The 18064-nt window shown below is 44.6% G+C and carries 15 protein-coding genes and 1 pseudogene; 8 read left to right on the top strand and 8 right to left on the bottom strand.

The window, feature by feature from the left end; genetic code table 11:
• Window positions 1-198: 198 nt before the first annotated feature.
• Window positions 199-1104 (bottom strand): EamA family transporter, encoded by a 906-nt coding sequence (locus ACIH2S_RS16705; RefSeq protein ID WP_036955957.1) that lies wholly within the window; start codon window positions 1102-1104, stop codon window positions 199-201.
• Window positions 1105-1372: 268 nt separating this feature from the next.
• On the opposite strand from ACIH2S_RS16705, the gene sugE reads away from it, so the two are divergent.
• Window positions 1373-1687, top strand: a complete 315-nt coding sequence (sugE, locus tag ACIH2S_RS16700) for a quaternary ammonium compound efflux SMR transporter SugE (protein ID WP_006659000.1) — start codon at window positions 1373-1375, stop codon at window positions 1685-1687.
• A 56-nt stretch (window positions 1688-1743) separates the two neighbouring features.
• On the opposite strand, the gene ACIH2S_RS16695 is transcribed toward sugE, so the two are convergent.
• Entirely contained in the window at window positions 1744-2961 is a 1218-nt protein-coding gene (locus tag ACIH2S_RS16695) for an MFS transporter (protein ID WP_349488055.1), read from the bottom strand.
• Window positions 2962-3092: 131 nt separating this feature from the next.
• On the opposite strand from ACIH2S_RS16695, the gene ACIH2S_RS16690 reads away from it, so the two are divergent.
• Window positions 3093-3542, top strand: coding sequence for a winged helix-turn-helix transcriptional regulator (locus tag ACIH2S_RS16690; protein ID WP_108478401.1), 450 nt, complete (start codon window positions 3093-3095; stop codon window positions 3540-3542).
• A 34-nt stretch (window positions 3543-3576) separates the two neighbouring features.
• Here ACIH2S_RS16690 and ACIH2S_RS16685 read toward each other — a convergent pair whose 3' ends face one another.
• Together ACIH2S_RS16685 and tet are read right to left on the bottom strand one after the other, a co-directional pair.
• Window positions 3577-4161 (bottom strand): TetR/AcrR family transcriptional regulator, encoded by a 585-nt coding sequence (locus ACIH2S_RS16685; protein ID WP_272535297.1) that lies wholly within the window; start codon window positions 4159-4161, stop codon window positions 3577-3579.
• Between the two features lie 36 nt (window positions 4162-4197).
• Window positions 4198-5409 (bottom strand): Tet(A)/Tet(B)/Tet(C) family tetracycline efflux MFS transporter, encoded by a 1212-nt coding sequence (gene tet, locus ACIH2S_RS16680; RefSeq protein ID WP_349488054.1) that lies wholly within the window; start codon window positions 5407-5409, stop codon window positions 4198-4200.
• 83 nt (window positions 5410-5492) lie between these two features.
• Here tet and tetR point away from each other — a divergent pair, with 83 nt between their 5' ends.
• Window positions 5493-6098: a tetracycline resistance transcriptional repressor TetR gene (tetR, locus tag ACIH2S_RS16675; RefSeq protein ID WP_036955966.1), complete on the top strand. Its 606-nt coding sequence runs from the start codon at window positions 5493-5495 to the stop codon at window positions 6096-6098.
• A 71-nt stretch (window positions 6099-6169) separates the two neighbouring features.
• Here tetR and frdD read toward each other — a convergent pair whose 3' ends face one another.
• From frdD to frdA, 4 genes are read right to left on the bottom strand one after another with little or no spacing between them, the layout of a single operon-like run.
• A complete protein-coding gene (gene frdD / locus ACIH2S_RS16670; protein ID WP_006659009.1) occupies window positions 6170-6523 on the bottom strand; it encodes a fumarate reductase subunit FrdD in 354 nt (117 codons plus the stop codon).
• A 15-nt stretch (window positions 6524-6538) separates the two neighbouring features.
• Window positions 6539-6934, bottom strand: a complete 396-nt coding sequence (frdC, locus tag ACIH2S_RS16665; protein ID WP_006659010.1) for a fumarate reductase subunit FrdC — start codon at window positions 6932-6934, stop codon at window positions 6539-6541.
• Between the two features lie 14 nt (window positions 6935-6948).
• On the bottom strand, window positions 6949-7683 hold the full coding sequence (locus tag ACIH2S_RS16660) for a succinate dehydrogenase/fumarate reductase iron-sulfur subunit (RefSeq protein WP_154627795.1): 735 nt from the start codon (window positions 7681-7683) through the stop codon (window positions 6949-6951).
• Entirely contained in the window at window positions 7676-9472 is a 1797-nt protein-coding gene (gene frdA / locus ACIH2S_RS16655) for a fumarate reductase (quinol) flavoprotein subunit (protein WP_036955970.1), read from the bottom strand. The genes ACIH2S_RS16660 and frdA overlap by 8 nt, the downstream gene beginning before the upstream one ends.
• Window positions 9473-10258: 786 nt before the next feature.
• Here frdA and epmA point away from each other — a divergent pair.
• The 5 genes and pseudogenes from epmA to ACIH2S_RS16630 all read left to right on the top strand — a co-directional run bounded on the left by epmA (window position 10259) and on the right by ACIH2S_RS16630 (window position 18064).
• A complete protein-coding gene (epmA, locus tag ACIH2S_RS16650; RefSeq protein ID WP_036955971.1) occupies window positions 10259-11236 on the top strand; it encodes an elongation factor P--(R)-beta-lysine ligase in 978 nt (325 codons plus the stop codon).
• A gap of 280 nt (window positions 11237-11516) precedes the next feature.
• Window positions 11517-14237, top strand: a pseudogene (locus tag ACIH2S_RS16645) (DUF2345 domain-containing protein).
• Between the two features lie 16 nt (window positions 14238-14253).
• Window positions 14254-16116: a phospholipase D-like domain-containing protein gene (locus ACIH2S_RS16640; RefSeq protein WP_430247749.1), complete on the top strand. Its 1863-nt coding sequence runs from the start codon at window positions 14254-14256 to the stop codon at window positions 16114-16116.
• 80 nt (window positions 16117-16196) lie between these two features.
• Window positions 16197-17051 (top strand): SEL1-like repeat protein, encoded by an 855-nt coding sequence (locus ACIH2S_RS16635; RefSeq protein WP_349488052.1) that lies wholly within the window; start codon window positions 16197-16199, stop codon window positions 17049-17051.
• Between the two features lie 80 nt (window positions 17052-17131).
• The gene (locus tag ACIH2S_RS16630; protein ID WP_430248587.1) at window positions 17132-18064 is read left to right on the top strand and encodes a DUF6396 domain-containing protein; all 933 of its coding nucleotides are present in this window, start codon (window positions 17132-17134) and stop codon (window positions 18062-18064) included.

Below are 18064 nucleotides of genomic sequence, written 5' to 3'. Positions count from 1 at the left end.
GCATCACTAAAATTGAAGTTAATATTGGATTTTATCTTGTTTTGGTCTAGCGTTAATTCATTGATTGGTTTTATATCCTAATTAATATTTTAATTTTAGATTATAAATCCGCGTGGGTGTGTGGGGTTTTTACTGAAAATAATCAAACAGACAAAAAAATACCGGAAGAAAATTTCCGGTATTTGAATGCGTTGGCGGTTACTTTCGAATCACCTGAATAATTTTTTTACCAAACAATGTCGTGATTAGCCCTAACATAATCAAAATTAATCCAGCAATTTGTATGCCGTTAATGTGCTCGCCAAGGAATAATGCGCTGCTGCTTAACCCAAAAACGGGCACCAATAAAGAGAATGGTGCGACGCGCCATGCCTCATAGCGTCCGAGCAGCACGCCCCACAACCCATAACCTACAAAAGTGGAAAGGTAGGCAAGATACAAAATCACACCGAGTACAGACCAATCAAACCCTGCTAAGCCTTGTACAATGGCATCTTCGCCTTCGAAAATCCAAGAGCTTAATAAGAAAGGTATAATTGGAATTAGGGCGCTCCAACTGACCAAGGAAAGGGCGCTGCATTTTTCTTCGCCTTGATGCTGCATAATGATGCGGTTGGTGATATTACCGAACGCCCAAGAAAGCCCCGCGACCAAAATAAAGATCAAGCCCAACAGTGGGATATCATCGATTCCGCCAGAGGTTGCGCCATTGGCTAAAATCCCGAGACCCGCTATGGCGATAAACATACCGATAAAGTGGGTTGGCTGTAGGGATTCTTTAAGGATCACGGCACCGAGCAAGATAGTGAAGAAAGCTTGTGACTGTAAAATCACCGAGGCAATGCCTGCTGGCATGCCCACACGCAAGGCGCAAAATAGAAACGCAAACTGTCCAAAACTAATGGTTAGCCCATAAATCAGTAAGAGCTTCAGCGGAATTTTGGGACGCTTGAATAGGAAAATGGCAGGGAAGGCCACAAACACAAAACGTAAGGCACCGAGGAGTAGTGGGGGTAAGGCGGTTACGCCAAGTTTGATGATCACAAAATTGACGCCCCAAATAATCACGACACACAGGGCAAGTAATATATCTTTGATACGCATGGTGTTTTCTCGGTACAGAATTGGCGGAGGATCTCTACTTTACCTGTGCTTTGGGATTTGTGCGACGATATTGCATGTCAGGACTCAAATTCAGCATGAATAGGATAAATATGGGTGTTAATTTAGTGTTAATTATTATTTTAAGTGACTTGAGTCTCTGAAATTGAACGTTTATAATACGGTTTCATTTCGCGTGTTCAGGACGACCTGAAATCATCACGTTTAAGTAATGGGGACGACCCCGAGAAGTTGACGGAGTACATCCACCATGGCTTGGATCATCTTATTATTCGCAGGTTTATTAGAAGTTGTTTGGGCAGTGGGTTTAAAGTATACCCATGGTTTTACGCGCCTAACCCCTAGCATTATCACTATCACCGCCATTATCGCCAGTATGGGCTTACTCGCTTATGCGATGCGTGATTTGCCTGCCGGAACCGCTTACGCGATTTGGACAGGAATTGGTGCAATTGGCACCGCAATTTTCGGGATTATTTTCCTTGGTGAATCCGCCAATATGTTCCGCTTATTGAGCCTTGGCTTGATTGTGATGGGGCTAATTGGGTTAAAACTTTCTAGTTAAGCTTCTGAGAATAAAAAACGGGTGAGTGATGGCTTACCCGTTTCATTTTAAATTACCTATCTAATGTGGCGAGTCAGCCACCAGAAAATAAGCGCAAAGGCACTCACACCGACCCCTAATAGACAAACACCATTCCAGCCCGCATGGGCATAAATCCACGTTGAACTGACTGCACCAAAACCACTCCCGACCGCATAAAACATCATATACAGCCCCACTAGACGGCTATGTGCTTCAGGCTCTGAGCAATAAATCATGCTTTGATTCGTCACATGTAACGACTGCCCGCCCACATCGAGCAAAATAATCCCAATGATCAACGCCCATAGTGAGCTATCCATAAACGCAATGGGTAACCAAGATAATGTTAATAATAGCAGAGCAATAAAACTGACTATTTGCCCGTATCCATAATCCGCTAAACGCCCAGTTCTTGAAGCAATCAACGCACCGACTACACCGACAAGACCAAGCGCACCAATCTGAGTGTGAGAAAAATAATGGGGCGCATCACTTAAGGGAATGACTAGTGCACTCCAGAAAATATTAAATGCAGCAAACATCAGTAACGCTAAGAAACCGCGAACCTGTAAGATTTTTTGGCGCTTAAATAACGTTGCCATTGAGCGCAGCAATGTTGGGTAATTCATGACATTCTTTGGCGGATCAATCTGCGGTAGATATCGCCAAAGGGGGTAGGCAATAGCGAGCATCAGCAGTGCAGAAGAGAGATAAACGCCACGCCAACTGGTTAGGTCACTTATTGCACCAGAAAAGACTCTTGCAAGTAAAAGCCCAATAAACACACCACCTTGTGCGGTGCCAATTACGTGCCCTTGCTCATGAGTTCCCGCTGAGCTCGCTGCATAGGAAATCAATCCTTGTGTCATGGCGGTTCCTAGCATGCCAACTGCGAGCATTCCTATGAGAAGCATGGCGGGTGTTTTTGCTATAGCAACAATGAGCAAAGACAGAACAAGTGCGCTGAGCTGCCATCCCATCAAGTGGCGACGTTTCATTTTATCGCCCAGAGGGACTAACAATAACAGCGCGAGAATACTGCCAACTTGAGTAGCGGTGATAACGCCACCAATAGCAGCATCACTAATATGAAAGTCACGAGAAAGTGAATTTAGCAATGGTTGCGCATAGTAAACATTAGCGACACTTAATCCACTGGCAACTGCGAAGAGATAAACTAACCCTTTCGGTAATGAATTTTGAAGGCTATTTTGCTCAATAGCCGAATGGAGTAATGAAAGGGAATTTTTCATTTTGCACACTCATCTAGTTTTAATTTGAAATTGGTTTTGATTTGAAACCAGTTGAATGCTAGGTCACTTGGTTTTAAAATGCAACTAGATTTTTTGGTATTAATTATTTGATATTAAATATAGGGGGAGTCATGTCGTCGAATACAGTAATGGAAGGATCCCCGTGCCCTGTGGCTCGAAGCGTAAATTTAATTGGGGATCGCTGGTCGTTATTAATTGTGCGTGATGCTTTTGATGGCGTACGACGTTTCGGTGATTTTCAACGAAGTTTAGGGGTAGCGCGTAATATTCTGTCAGACAGATTACGTAAATTAGTCGATGCAAATATTCTCGAACTGAAGGATGCATCAGATGGCACTGCTTACCAAGAATATGTGTTAACCGAGGCGGGGGAAAGCCTTTTTCCTATCGTGGTTGCATTAAGACAATGGGGGGAAGTGAATCTATTTCGAGAGGGAGAACCACACTCTATTTTGATAGATAAACAGACTCAAAGCCCCATTCCGGCGATGTACCCGCTTTCACACGATGGAAAAACGTTATCGCCAAATGAGACTGAAGTGATCAAAATTAAGTCGTGAATCCCCACTGAGTCGTGGGGCACTCTACTGCAATTTATTGCGCCAAAAGACGTACAAAACGCCCATACAGCAATTCACCCAAATTGCTTTGGTTGTATTCATGGGTTGTGGCGAGGTTATCTACTGCCGCATGCATTGAATGATAGATCATCGTGGCGATAAGCTCTGGTGGTGCGGCATGCCAAGCTTGCTGCTGTTCACCAAGGGATAAAATCTGTTTAATTTGTTCAACGGCACGTTGTTCATGGCTGTTAGTGTGACCATGGTATTCGTCGTGAAAGAGCATGTCGTGTAGTGTCTGCTTTTCAACATAGTATTTAACGCTGTTTTCGCACCATGATTTTAACTGTGAAGACGCCGATTGATGCTGTGAAAGCGCATCTGCAATATGCCCTAAATACCAATCCATATAACGGGTGCGCAAGGCATCCATAATTTCGTTTTTTGATTCAAAATAATGATAAAACGTCCCTTTTGCCACATCCGCGACGGCCACAATTTCACTCACGGTTGTGGCGAGAAATCCTTTGGAAAGAAATAGGTTTTCAGCGGCATTCATCAGGTCGTTCAAACGCTCTTCTGCTGGCTTGGTTCTTGGCTTTTTCGGTGGCGTTAACATAAATAGGGCTCTTATCGCGTTATTTTCATTGAAGACTTAATAACATTTTACGTCCGAAATACCGGAATGTCCTTTCAATATATGTTGAGGGCGATAAAACAGTAAAAAGCAGCTAATCAGAGCGAGATAAAGTAGTGTACCAATCATCCAGACCCAGCCATCCCAAATACCGAGTGTTTGACCGAAAATAATGCTGAACATCAGTGGACCAATAACCCCCGTGGCATTAGTTAAGCTGACTAGCATTCCTTGCAGCTTACCTTGATTTTCTTGGCTAACTTGGGAAGACATTAACCCCTGTAATGCGGGAAGGGCGATGCTGCCGCCAGCCAGTAAAATTAATGTCGGGTAAATCATCCATCCTTGGGTGATAAATGCTAGCACCATAAATGCGCAGCCATCCGCAATAAAGCCCACAATGATGGTGACTTTTTCACTGAATCGTTTGGCGATGGTTCCTGCAATAAATGCCTGAAAAATGGCGTGCATCAAGCCCAGCCCAGCAAGAGATATACCAACTTCAACACTACTCCACTGGAAGCGGCTTTCGGTAAACAATACCCACGTCGTTGCAGGGATCTGCCCAATCAACTGTGCAGTGAAGAAGACTGTAAGTAGCAGCAAAATAGGCTTAGCAACCTGCATAAATGAGAGACTGTTTTGTGGCGCATCTACATGATTTTCGGATTCTACGTTTTTCTTTGGCTCTTTAAACAGGGTGAATACCATGATGAAGGTAAATGCATTTAAGATCGCTGCAATAATAAACGGCAAATGTGCAGAATAATTCCCCGCAAATCCACCAATTACAGGACCTGCGATTAAACCAATACCAAACGCGCCACCTAAGCGACCAAACCAAGTTGTACGCTCTTCAGGTTTTGTGGAATCGGCGATAACCGAAGCGGCCACGGCTCCCGTTGCCCCAGTGATCCCTGAAATCAAGCGTCCTAAATAGAGCATCCAAAGTGTGCTTGAAAGCGCGAGTAAGGTGTAATCCATCGCGGCTCCGGCAAGGGAGAGTAGCAAAATCGGGCGGCGTCCCCATTTATCCGACCATTTTCCTAGCAGTGGCGCAAAGAAGACCTGCATCACGGCATACAGTGCCAGCAAGATCCCATAGTGGTTAGCGAGCTGCTCCAGCGTGACATATTCCCGTAATAGTGTGGGTAAGACAGGCATGATCAGCCCAATTCCCATCGCGTCGAGGGCGGTGATGACTAAAGCAATAACAGCGGTTTTGTTCATAATATATTTTCTCTATCATCGATAGAGTTGGAATATATCCCTATCAGTGATAGAGTGTCAACAGAAATGATGAGGAGAACTTAATGGCTCGATTAGACAGAGACACCATTATTAGCGCCGCCCTGGATTTGTTGAATGAAGTGGGCATGGAAGGGCTGACCACGCGCAAGCTCGCGCAAAAGTTGGGGGTTGAACAACCAACGTTATACTGGCATGTGAAAAATAAACGTGCGTTATTGGATGCGCTGGCGGTGGAAATGCTCGTTCGTCATCATGATCATGGATTACCGCGAGAAGGGGAAACATGGCAGCAGTTTCTACGCAATAACGCGCTGAGTTTTCGCCGAGCGCTATTAAGCCATCGAGATGGTGCCAAAGTACATCTAGGAACTCGCCCAACACAAAGCCAATACACCACGATTGAAACCCAATTACAGTTTATGTTGGACAATGGTTTTTCGCTAAAAGCAGGATTGTATGCTTTGAGTGCTGTAGGGCATTTTACGCTAGGGGCGGTGCTGGAACAGCAAGAGCATGTAGCCGCTCAGCGGGACGTCGAGCCTAGTACCGATGAAAATGTGCCACCACTATTGAAAGAAGCATTAGACATTATGGATGGTGATGAGGGGGAATCGGCATTTTTATACGGTTTAACCGCGCTGATTTCAGGGTTGGAAAGCCATAAGTAATGCAAAAAAATACCCCATCATGCAGTGCATTGACGGGGTACTTGCTATCAATTTACTTAGTTAATCAACAATTACAGTGTGAATACACCGATGATTGCGATAACGCTAATGATTGCTGAGCTGCCGTAGAACACCCATTTTGTAGCTGGAACATGCACTTTAAAATCGTGCAGGGTGTGGTGAATACGGTGCATACCGCACCATACAGGCAGAATAATCATCAGTAATAAGAAAATGCGTCCAATAAAGCTTTGGCTAAATGCCATGATGCGCTCATAGCTCAGCATTTCTGGTGCGACACCTAATGGGATTAAAATACCCAGTAAGAGAATGATTGCAGGGCCAATAACGGCGCTCCACATACCACCTGCACCAAATAATCCCCAGAAAATCGGCTCATCGGAACGTTTAGGCGTTAGATTCATCAGATTCTCCTTCGATTAAAATAATAATGCGATTGCTAAAATAGCCGCAGTCACGACTATAGTGAGTGCCCAGAAGCCTTTTACAATTGGCTCATCTGGCAGTTTCTTATCTTTAACAATGATAGCGACAGCTTTTGGCGCCAGTTTGAACCACGTTGTGGTATGCAGCAGCGTCGCAGCCAGTGTCACAATGTTAATGATCAGAATGATTGGGTTACTTAAGAACCCAACAAAGCCCGCCCATGATTCAGGTCCATTTTTCAGAGCAAATACGCCGTACAGGACTAAAATACTGAACCAAACCTGAAGCACGGAAGTACTTTCACGCATGATGTAAAAGCGGTAGAAACCCAGCTTTTGCCACCAGTCGCCTTTCATTTCCCTGACATAGGGTTTACGTTTAGTTGTCATGACTTCAATTCTCCTTATCGTGGCTTCAGCATGGCGATAACAAAGTCTTGCGCACTCGCAACTTTACCTTGTTGGATAGCCGCCGCCGGGTCGACATGCTTAGGACAGACTTCAGAGCAGTAACCTACAAACGTACAGCTCCATACACCGTTGTCACCATTTAATAATGGCATACGCTCTTTCGCGCCGTGGTCACGGTTATCGAGGTTGTAGCGCTCTGCTAAGGTGATTGCCGCAGGGCCTAAGAACTCAGGGTTCAGACCAAACTGTGGACACGCTGCATAGCACAGACCGCAGTTAATACAGCCAGAGAACTGATGATATTTCTCCATTTGAGCTGGAGTTTGCTTGTTCGGACCGTCAGAAGGTTTGCGATCATTACCAATAATGTAAGGTTTGATAGCTTCTAAACGCTCGATAAAGCTTGTCATATCAACAATAAGGTCACGCTCGATAGGGAAGTTACCCAGTGGCTCAATTTTAATTCCTTGCGGATAATCACGCAGGAATGTTTTACAAGCCAGTTTAGGAACATTGTCCACCATCATGCCGCAAGAGCCGCAGATAGCCATACGGCAAGACCAACGGTAAGACAGGTCTGGCGCGAGGTTATCTTTGATGTAGCCCAAAGCATCTAACAAAGAGGTTTGCTCGTCATAAGGGACATCATAAGTCACTAAATGGGGTTCATTGTCCGTTTCTGGGTTGAAACGCATGATCTCCATTTTTAAGTGTTTCATATCATCCATTAGCTTGCTCCTTATTCGCCTTATCTTGAGCTGCCCCTTCAGCACCATACACACGTTTCGCTGGTTGTGATTTAGTGATTTTCACATCAGAGTACTCAAGGCGTGGTGCACCTTCTGGGTTATAGAACGCCAGAGTATGTTTTAGGAAGTTGACGTCATCACGCTCAGTGCAACCTTCGTCAAGACGTTGGTGCGCACCGCGAGACTCTTTACGGTTAATCGCAGAGTGAGCCATACATTCCGCCACGTCTAAGCCAAAGCCTAATTCGATGGTGTACAGTAAGTCAGTGTTGAAGACGCTGCTATGGTCAGTGATTTCAACATGCTTGAAGCGCTCTTTCAGCTCTGCCAGTTTATCAACAGTTTTCTGCATTAATTCAGGTGTACGGTAGATACCGCAACCTTCTTCCATCGAAATACCCATTTCATCACGGATTTTCGACCAGCTTTCTTTACCTTTTTGGTTCAGAAGTTTTTGCAGGTCATTTTCGATATCACGAGTACGTGCTTCGATAGCGCTTGCATTTGCAGGGGTAGCTTCAGCAGCATGACGTGCCGCTTCTTCACCCGCTAAGCGACCAAATACCACTAATTCTGCCAGTGAGTTAGAACCTAAACGGTTTGCGCCGTGTAAGCCAACAGATGAACATTCACCCACCGCGAACAGACCTTTAATACGAGTTTCGGTGCGTTGGTCAGTTTCAATACCACCCATGGTGTAGTGAGCTGTTGGACGAACAGGAATTGGTTCGTTTACAGGGTCAACACCCACGTAAGCTTTTGCCAGCTCACAGATAAATGGTAGACGTTCATGCAGTTTTTCAGCACCTAAGTGACGTAGATCCAGATACACAACATCACCACGGTGAGTACTGATGGTGCGACCTGCACGCCATTCGTGCCAGAATGCTTGTGAAACTTTGTCACGAGGACCCAGTTCCATATATTTGTTTTCTGGTTTACCCAGTGGCGTTTCAGGGCCCATTCCGTAGTCTTGCAGATAGCGATAGCCATCTTTGTTGACCAAGATACCGCCTTCACCACGACAACCTTCAGTCATCAGGATACCGGAACCTGGCAGGCCTGTTGGGTGATATTGAACGAATTCCATATCACGTAATGGCACACCATGACGCAGTGCCATACCCATACCGTCACCGGTTACGATACCGCCGTTGGTGTTATAGCGGTAAACACGACCCGCACCACCTGTTGCCATAACAATAGCATTGGCACGAATTTGAACTTTCGTACCTTCCATCATGTTCAGAGCAACCAGACCACGCGCCTGACCTTCGTCCACAATGATGTCGAGAACAAAGTGCTCGTCGAAACGTTGGATTTGAGGATATTTTAATGAAGTTTGGAACAGGGTATGCAGCATGTGGAAGCCAGTCTTATCGGCTGCGAACCAAGTACGTTCAATTTTCATCCCACCGAAACGGCGAACGTTAACTGAACCATCTGGTTTACGGCTCCAAGGGCATCCCCATTGTTCCAGCTGGGTCATTTCTGTTGGGCAGTGTTCGACGAAATAATCGACGACATCTTGCTCACACAGCCAGTCACCACCAGAAACGGTATCATTAAAATGATAGTCATAGGAATCATGGGCTTGAGTAACTGCTGCTGATCCCCCCTCTGCGGCCACGGTGTGACTACGCATTGGGTAAACTTTTGAGACCAGAGCAATCTTGATATTGGGATTTGCTTCAGCAGCAGCAATTGCTGCACGTAAGCCTGCGCCCCCGGCCCCGATAATCGCTAAATCGGCATTGAAGGTTTGCACTGCGCTTCTCCATTGTTCAAGTGTAAAGTGTTAAATTAATAAATTCTTTTAAATACTTTTAGTGCTTAGCTATTTCAGTTTCGGTTTGCCTTTAGGCAAATCTGCAAAGAATCTTTTTTTAATCGTAAATATATAATAGCTAATAACGACTTATTATGTTGGGAATTATAACGAATAGTGGCGGGGATAAATTTGATATAGAAAGGTGTTTTGGGTGATATTACCCCTAAAGTGTGATCTGCGTCTTCTTTTTGTAAATTGTTTTTGGGTGTCAAGAAATTGCAGAGAAACCGAAAATAATAAAAAGGAATTTCAAATAATTATCATTAAATTTAACGGAATTCCTAGCATTTAAAACCAACTAAAATCGTCAGGTTTTTCTTTCTAACAGTGGATAATCTGGTGTTCCTCGAGGAAATTCTAGAATCATATCGAAGATAAAATTGCGAAAGAGTTCACTGTTTAGAAAGTCGCTTAATTTTTAATGCTAAAAAACAGATTTAAATTGTATCAATAAGGTGAGTAGTGAAGTTCGGTTTTAACATTTGCATCACAAGCGATAAGAAAAAATCATGTTTTTGTTTTTTTTTAACCAAATGTTAAAAGTTAATAATAAAGCTTTTTTGCCTAATCGTATAAAGCAGGAGATAATCACATCATCTTTTCTCGCCTTGAATCATATCCCCTATCGATACTCAGATAGCGCATAATATCCACAATATTCCATTGTGTGTTAAGGGGGAGGTGAGTACACTGCACGACTAAGTTTATTTTGGAGTTATTTTAATGAGTGAAGTAGCGAATTGGCTGCCTACAGCCCCCATCGCTAACCTGTTACAGCGCGCAAAAATTGTTGCGGAAATCAGACGTTTTTTCGCTGATCGCTGTGTACTTGAGGTAGATACACCCGCAATGAGTCAGGCCACGGTGACTGACATTCATCTTGTTCCATTTGAAACTCGCTTTGTGGGACCTGGCGCGGCTCAGGGCATCAATTTATATTTGATGACTAGCCCTGAATACCATATGAAGCGCTTACTGGCAGCGGGAAGTGGGCCTATCTATCAAATGTGCCGCAGTTTCCGTAATGAAGAAGCGGGAAGACACCATAACCCTGAATTTACGATGCTGGAATGGTACCGCCCACACTTTGACATGTATCGCTTAATCAATGAAGTGGATGACCTTCTGCAACAAGTGCTGGAATGCGAAAGTGCCGAGCTACTCTCTTATCAGCAAGCATTTTTACGCCACCTAGATATTGACCCGCTCTCTGCGGAAAAAAGCGAGTTACGCGAAGTGGCAGCCCGTTTAGATTTAAGCAATGTGGCGGACAATGAAGAAGACCGCGACACCTTGTTACAACTACTGTTTACCATGGGCGTGGAGCCACATATTGGTAAAGAGAAGCCTGCGGTGGTTTATCACTTCCCAGCAACGCAAGCGTCATTAGCGGTGATTAGCACAGAAGATCACCGTGTAGCCGAACGTTTTGAAGTCTATTTTAAGGGCATGGAGCTGGCGAATGGCTTCCATGAACTGACCGATGTGGGCGAACAGCGCCAACGTTTTGAGCAAGATAACCGCAAGCGTGCTGCAATGGGTTTACCCGTTCAACCGATTGATGAAAACTTGCTTGCAGCGCTTGAGCACGGTTTACCGGCATGTTCCGGTGTGGCTGTTGGTGTTGATCGCTTAATCATGCTGGCACTGAATGCCGAACGAATCAGTGATGTGATTGCATTCCCAGTGACGATTGCTTAAAACTCAGTTTCTATCTATAACATTAAAAAGCACCTTGAACGTTGATCATTGATTGACGAAGGTGCTTTTTCTTTCCTGCCCGTTCTACCAAAAACGGATTAAATGCTTTCGGATAATTCTTCTATAAGTCCCATTCCTGAAAATTATGGTTGATTTCAAGTTCATTTGCTGGTCTTCTGTTTGACTTAAGCTAAATAAAATGAATTTGGATTGGTGACCTTTCTGCCTTTGCTTCTATGACAGGTTGCTATGGAATAAGCAGAAAAGGAGCATGAATAGAATGGGCTTACAGGATCTCGCTTTAAAAATCGCTCCACTCCATAATCGCTATCAATTAGGCGTTCAAGGTTGTAGCGTTCCATTGGATGTTGAATCTTTCATTGGGCGAGAAGCCATTAGTGAAACCTATCGCTATCAGATAACATTCACCTCCTCAGCCCAAAACCTACTAGCCCAACAGTTTCTTCGTCGTACCGCCCATTTTACCTTTTCATCTCCCACTATTCCGCTGGCGGCATTAGATTCACTGAGTGAACCGCAAAAGCGAATTCATGGGGTCGTCACACATTTTAAGCGGTTATCTGGTTCAGCAGATGAAGCCCAGTACCAAATTGTGATTGAGCCGTTTGTCTCGTTGCTGCGTCATCAGATGCGTTCCCATCGCTTTTTCCTCAATAAATCTGTACCGGAAGTGATTGAGTTTATCTTGCGTGAACACAAAATTCAGGGCTGGGAGTTTGAGTTTCACCTGCAACGACAATATCCCAAGCGGGAGCAAATAAACCAAATCAATGAGAGTGACTGGCAATTTATTGAGCGTTTGCTCAGTGAAGTGGGCATTTTCTATTCCTTTAGTCTCCAGACCGACACGAAGACGGAAATTATTCACTTTGGGGATAGCCAGCGCGCCTATGTGTATGATTTATAACTGCCACTCAATAGCCCTTCTGGCATGAATGACAATGGCGTTGAAAGCGTGTGGGGGCTATCGCTACGTCACCAAGTGGTGGAACGCAGCGTCGTGACTAAAGATTATAATCACCGGCAAGCGATGCAAACGTTGCTATCCATTGAAACGGACATGACTCGCGGAGATGGGGACGATATAAACTATGGCGATGTTTACCACTACAAAGCCCGCCATCTTGAGCGCGGTGAGAAATACCAACCTGAAACGGAAACCGCCCATTTTTGGTCACGGCTAGACCATGAACGCTTTCTCGCACGTCAAACACTGCTGCGAGGCAAAAGCAATTCACCGCGCTTAACGCCGTTGATGATTTTTAAAGTCATCGATAGCCAGTTGCCGTCAACCTTACCCACGGACTTTCAATCCGAAATCTTAATCACGCGATTGCGTTTTTCAGGCAGTCGCAGCAGCGCGTTAGTGATTCAGTTTGATGCCGCACCGTACACTGAAGCACTGTGCTGGCGGCCTGTTCTAAAGCCTCGCCCTGTGATTGCAGGGACTTTGATGGCACGCATTACCAGTGCAAAATCCCATGATATCTATGCCCACCAAAATGAGCACGGTTTCTATTGGGTGAAATTCGATGCAGACCGTGATGAAAAACCGACGGGCTATGAAAGCATGCCTGTGCGGCTGGCAAAACCCTATGCAGGCGATACCTACGGAATACACTTCCCGTTAATTCAAGGAACGGAAGTGGCGATTGCCTTCCATGAAGGCGACCCAGATAGACCGTATATCGCCCATGCCTTGCATGATTCCCATCGCCCCGACCACATCACTGACAAAAATAATACTCGCAACGTGATTCGTACTCCGGCAAATAATAAGCTTCGTATGGAAGATAAGCGCGGGGAAGAGCACATCAAACTCAGCACCGAATACGGCGGTAAATCCCAACTGAATTTAGGGCATTTGGTTAACCAAGGGCGTGAAAAACGCGGTGATGGTTTTGAACTGCGTACCGACAGTTGGGGGGCAATACGCGCAGGCAAAGGGCTGTTTATCAGCACCGACTTGCGCACGAAAGCCGCTTCTGAACAACTGGATATGCGCGAAGCCAAGCAGCAATTGGATGATGCGCTGAATTTGGTGAGTTCTTTACGGGAGGCTGCCGAAGTGGCGAAAGCCGAACTGGCAGATTTAAACGCCCAACAAACCTTACTCAACCAATCGATTAATGAACTGCAACAAGCGGCAATGTTACTCAGTTCCCCTGCGGGTATCGCATTAACCTCCCCGAAAACGGTACAGGCGAGCAGCGGTGAAAATATCACCCTGACAGCTAACAAACAGGCAGATATTTCAGTGGGGAAAAAAATCACCTTAGCGGCAGGTAAGGCAATCAGCTTGTTTGCTCACACCCTAGGAATTAAAGCTTTTGCGGCTAAAGGCAAAGTCGAAATTCAAGCCCAAAGTGATGAAATGCACTTAACCTCACTTAAAGATATGACGGTCACCAGTACAGGTGGCAAAACTGTGGTTGCAGCCAAAGACGAACTGCTACTGACCTGCGGTGGTGCCTATATTCGTTTAAAAGGCGGGCAAATTGAGTACGGCAGCCCCAGCAACCAAACGGTCAAAGCGACCAACTGGGTGGTTGAAGGTGCCGCCTCGATGGATGTCACCCATCCACAATTTCCGCAGTCGATGCCAAAACAAACCTTGCGTTTTCAACTGAGTGCATCACCGCAGAGTTCGATGATGAGCCGTGCGTTTGAGCCCTATACACTCTATGCCAATGGCGCGCTCTTGACGCAAGGCGTCACGGATGAACATGGCAATATTCAGATTGAACATGATGTTTCGATAGCAAAATACCGTGTTGAACTGATGGATGGTGAAAATTTTGATATTCATCTACAGCCAGAAAAGGATGAACCTGATGAAGAGGATGTGGCCCAGCAAGGGTTTAGAGTGATTGAACCACCACTGAACATGATGGATAAAAGTGAAGCTGGATTGCCCCATAAAAGTGTTTTTCATCAGCTTTTAAATCCGCTGCTAAACCCTGATGACACCACAAAATAAGGAACGTATTGTGAACATGAAGAAGACCACTCAAACCATCAATATTGTGCCACGAGTCGGCACCTGTGTTGTCTTAACGCCACAATGGTTTGCAAGTGGAGAATATTCACCGCAACAGACCGGATTTGCGCCACTCATCAACGGTGAACGTGCGTTTAAAGCCTTAGCCTCTGCCATCGAGCAAGCCAAGCACAGCATCAATATCATTACATGGGGATTTCAATCCTCCATGTATATTACCCGCGGAGGAACCGCCAAGCGCTTAGGGGATTTGCTCAAAGAGGCGGCGGAGGTTCGCAACGTCAAAGTGCGTGTTCTAGTGTGGTTTACCCAACTCGGACAACTCACTGACCCAAATTTTCCCGGCTATGGTGCTTTTAAAACTCAGCGGACAGAAAAAGATATTTTTGGGGATTATGTCCCCGGCTATGGTGCGGACGGCGTTAAAACCAGTGTGCTAACCAAAGCAGATTATGAATACGATAAAGAGTGGCATTATAACGTCAAGAAAAAGCTTATCGGTAAAGGCAACCTCATTGTTGAACACCGTGAAATGTCATGGGGTAAAGACCGAAAAGAAGCCAGTCAGCGGCTTAATGCCATGAAGGAAGAATGCAATAAAAAGGAAGTTGACGATTTAATTGCAGCGCTGGGTAAGCAAGGGAACGACGACGCGATACAGCAGGCTAATGATAAATTAACAGAGTGTTATCCTGACCCCTCGTTACGCCAAAAACTATTGCTCACCTTATACCCCACCCATCACCAAAAGGTGGTGGTGATTGATTATCAAGAGCCTGAAAATGCCGTGGGGTTTTTGATGGGACACAATATGCTTTCGGCATATTGGGATAAAGATGACCATCAAGGTATTCAGGTGAGAGCGTCCGAAGGACGGGATGGGGAAACCCCGTGGCAAGATAATTCATCCTGTGTCTGTGGTGGGGTCGTTTCCCATCTTTATCATAACTTTGTAGAAGCATGGGAAAAAAATATTGGTTCCGAGCCAGAACTCAATCAATACAGCACTATGACCGCAGCTCAGCATTGTTTCAGTGAAGAGAAAATGAAGGGACTAAACCAGCGATTAGACTTAGACCCGAACTTTCCTTTAAAACCAACCATGGCACAAATTTGCCGCACACAGCCTCAAAACAAATGTTTTGAAGTGGAAACCTTGTATAACAATGCTCTGTGTTTAGCGCGTAAATATATCTACATGGAAAACCAATATTTTCGTTATTCTCCGTTTGTGGCAAAAATCAAAAAAGCCATTGAGGAGCGCCAAGCGCGGGGGTATGACAAACCGCTATATCTGTTTGTGGTCACCAACTCGACCGAAGAAAAAGCTTTGCAATCAGGAAGCTATATGACCTACCGCATGTTAGAAGCCCTCGGTCGTCCTGATGTGGTGCCTAATTACCACCGTAAAGCTCACCCTGAATTAGAAAAAACAGCGCCGGCAAATGCCAAAAACATTGAAGGCTTAAAAGTGCATGTGTGTAGCTTAGTGTCGCCGAAGCCAGATCCATTAAAGCCATCATTATGGCAACCCGTGTATGTTCACAGTAAGGTGATGATGGTAGATGATGTTTTTTTAACCCTCGGATCCAGCAATATCAACTTACGCAGTATGCGCTTTGACAGCGAACTCAATATTGTACTGCAAGACAGTGACCCAATAGGGCTGATCCCCCCGATGCGCCGACATTTATGGCAACTCCACACAGGGGTTGCAACGGATGATCCAGAACAAACATATAAAGATTGGGGAGATATAATTAATAAGAATAAAGATAATAAACTTAATAATATCAGACCTATCGCGTCTTTAATTGAATTTTTAGATGAGAACACATCATGGTCAGCATTAGATTAGGGCAATCATTGAATTCGTCCCGTATTTTAACCATTTGCGTTACTGTTTTTTTTCTTTTCGGTTGTGGAGCGAAACCTAAAATGAATGACAATTTAAAAAACTTTCAATTTACCTGTACGCAAGAAAAAGAGCATTTTCCTCCATTCGATCCCGAAGCGGATGCGTGGTTTAAGGAAGCTCGAAATTTAGAAAAGCAGAAAGGTAAAAAAGATTATGCCCGTATTGGAGCGTTATATCGTCAAGCTGCCATGAAAAACCACGTTAAAGCCATGGGGAATCTACAAGCGCTGATAGCGGCGGGCGATGTAGCCCCATCACAAGGTCAATTTAGACAGCAGGAAGTGATTGAGCTTGTTGAACGTTTAATCAAAATGGACATTCCCTTTGGTTATTTCATTATGGGAACTTACTTACAGCAAGGGTATGGCGTTGAACAGGACTCAGAAGCCGCATTCCAATACATGCTTAAAGCTGCCGTGATGGGAAACCCTGATGGTCAGTATGTGATAGGTCTTCGCTTCATGGATGCCACTAAACCACAATCTTATCGACTAGATCTTGGGCGTACAATGTTAGCCTGTTCAGCAGAACAGGGTTATGCTGAAGCAGCCTATCGATTAGGAACTAATTACTCTAATAGTGATTATGCTAAGGCTATATACTTCTATCAAAAATCTGCCGAATATAGTCATGAACTAGGTGCTTATAAACTCGCTAAAATTTTTGATACCAGTGATCCTAATAATAAACTAGATTATTTCGGTCAAAAAATCGATCCTGGACGTGTTAGACGCTATAAACTGATTGAGCAAGAATTGAGTAATAATCCCTACGCTAAATTCCCTGATATCAATAATATTGTCCCGCTACCACCTGCCGAACTCCCTGAATGGGATGGTACGTTTGAATATAAAAAACAGGCGGAGGGGCAATAACCAAGATGAATCTCTCCTTTTTATTTCATCATCAATCCATTGCTCGCGGCATATTTAAATGTGGTGCATTGACTTGTAGCATGTTGATACTGAGCGCTTGCAACCCGATGGATAAAAAAGAAGAGTCGCCGCCGGCTCAAAAAACAGAACCCGACTTAGCCTTCACTTGTGTGTATGAAAAAGACACGCTACCGCCCGTTGATCCGGAAGCCGATATTTGGTTTAAACAAGCGCGTGAGCTTGAAAAAATCAATAAACACCAACGGGATTATAAGCAAATTGGTGAGCTATACCGTAAAGCCGCAGAACGTAATCACCCCAAGGCCATGTTGAATCTCAGTAACTTAATCAGTTATGGAAAAGTCCCCCCGGTTGAAGGTAAAGGCCCAGCACAAGAAGTGTGGGATATTATCCGAAAAATGGCTAAATTGAATATCAGTTACGGTTATTACCAGATGGGGCACTATCTCGATACGGGCTATGGAGTTATTGCAGACCGCACCATAGCCTTAGCTTATTTTCGTCAAGCAGCTGATTTAGGTAGCCCTGAAGCCCAATATGTCCTTGGGAGAATTTTTGTTGCTCAACGCTTATCGGATAGAGATAACCCAGCCTATCGCCCTGAAATTGGGGTAAAGATGTTAGATTGTGCAGCAAATCAAGGTAATGGGGAAGCGGCGTACCGATTAGCAAGTTATTTGAAAAATGTAAATGAGGACTTACATGGTTCATTAAAATATTATCAATTATCAACGAAAAATGGGTATCGACATGCTGCATCAACTTTAACTGGCGCTTTTGATCCAAAAACAATATTAGGAAGTATTGATTATCTTGGCGTAAAACCTGATAAAGAACGTTCATTACGTTATTATGCAATAGTCAAAGAAATGGATGCTTCTGACGAAACCGCCAAGTTCCCCGATATCGATAAAATCGTTCCACTTCCCCCTGCTGAACTCCCTGAATGGGATGGTACGTTTGAATATAAAAAACAACAGGATAATCAATAA

This window comes from Providencia lanzhouensis, from assembly GCF_050469745.1.
GTDB classification, from domain to species: domain Bacteria; phylum Pseudomonadota; class Gammaproteobacteria; order Enterobacterales; family Enterobacteriaceae; genus Providencia; species Providencia lanzhouensis.
Note: the sequence above shows the minus strand (reverse complement) of the source record. Positions and strands in the feature narration are given on the sequence as shown.

What these genes read in the sequence shown, in the direction of transcription:
- ACIH2S_RS16705 (WP_036955957.1), bottom strand. Translation starts at nt 1,104, where the DNA reads ATGCGTATCAAAGATATATTACTTGCCCTGTGTGTCGTGATTATTTGG.
- sugE (WP_006659000.1), top strand. Translation starts at nt 1,373, where the DNA reads ATGGCTTGGATCATCTTATTATTCGCAGGTTTATTAGAAGTTGTTTGG.
- ACIH2S_RS16695 (WP_349488055.1), bottom strand. Translation starts at nt 2,961, where the DNA reads ATGAAAAATTCCCTTTCATTACTCCATTCGGCTATTGAGCAAAATAGC.
- ACIH2S_RS16690 (WP_108478401.1), top strand. Translation starts at nt 3,093, where the DNA reads ATGTCGTCGAATACAGTAATGGAAGGATCCCCGTGCCCTGTGGCTCGA.
- ACIH2S_RS16685 (WP_272535297.1), bottom strand. Translation starts at nt 4,161, where the DNA reads ATGTTAACGCCACCGAAAAAGCCAAGAACCAAGCCAGCAGAAGAGCGT.
- tet (WP_349488054.1), bottom strand. Translation starts at nt 5,409, where the DNA reads ATGAACAAAACCGCTGTTATTGCTTTAGTCATCACCGCCCTCGACGCG.
- tetR (WP_036955966.1), top strand. Translation starts at nt 5,493, where the DNA reads ATGGCTCGATTAGACAGAGACACCATTATTAGCGCCGCCCTGGATTTG.
- frdD (WP_006659009.1), bottom strand. Translation starts at nt 6,523, where the DNA reads ATGAATCTAACGCCTAAACGTTCCGATGAGCCGATTTTCTGGGGATTA.
- frdC (WP_006659010.1), bottom strand. Translation starts at nt 6,934, where the DNA reads ATGACAACTAAACGTAAACCCTATGTCAGGGAAATGAAAGGCGACTGG.
- ACIH2S_RS16660 (WP_154627795.1), bottom strand. Translation starts at nt 7,683, where the DNA reads ATGGATGATATGAAACACTTAAAAATGGAGATCATGCGTTTCAACCCA.
- epmA (WP_036955971.1), top strand. Translation starts at nt 10,259, where the DNA reads ATGAGTGAAGTAGCGAATTGGCTGCCTACAGCCCCCATCGCTAACCTG.
- ACIH2S_RS16640 (WP_430247749.1), top strand. Translation starts at nt 14,254, where the DNA reads ATGAAGAAGACCACTCAAACCATCAATATTGTGCCACGAGTCGGCACC.
- ACIH2S_RS16635 (WP_349488052.1), top strand. Translation starts at nt 16,197, where the DNA reads ATGAATGACAATTTAAAAAACTTTCAATTTACCTGTACGCAAGAAAAA.
- ACIH2S_RS16630 (WP_430248587.1), top strand. Translation starts at nt 17,132, where the DNA reads ATGTTGATACTGAGCGCTTGCAACCCGATGGATAAAAAAGAAGAGTCG.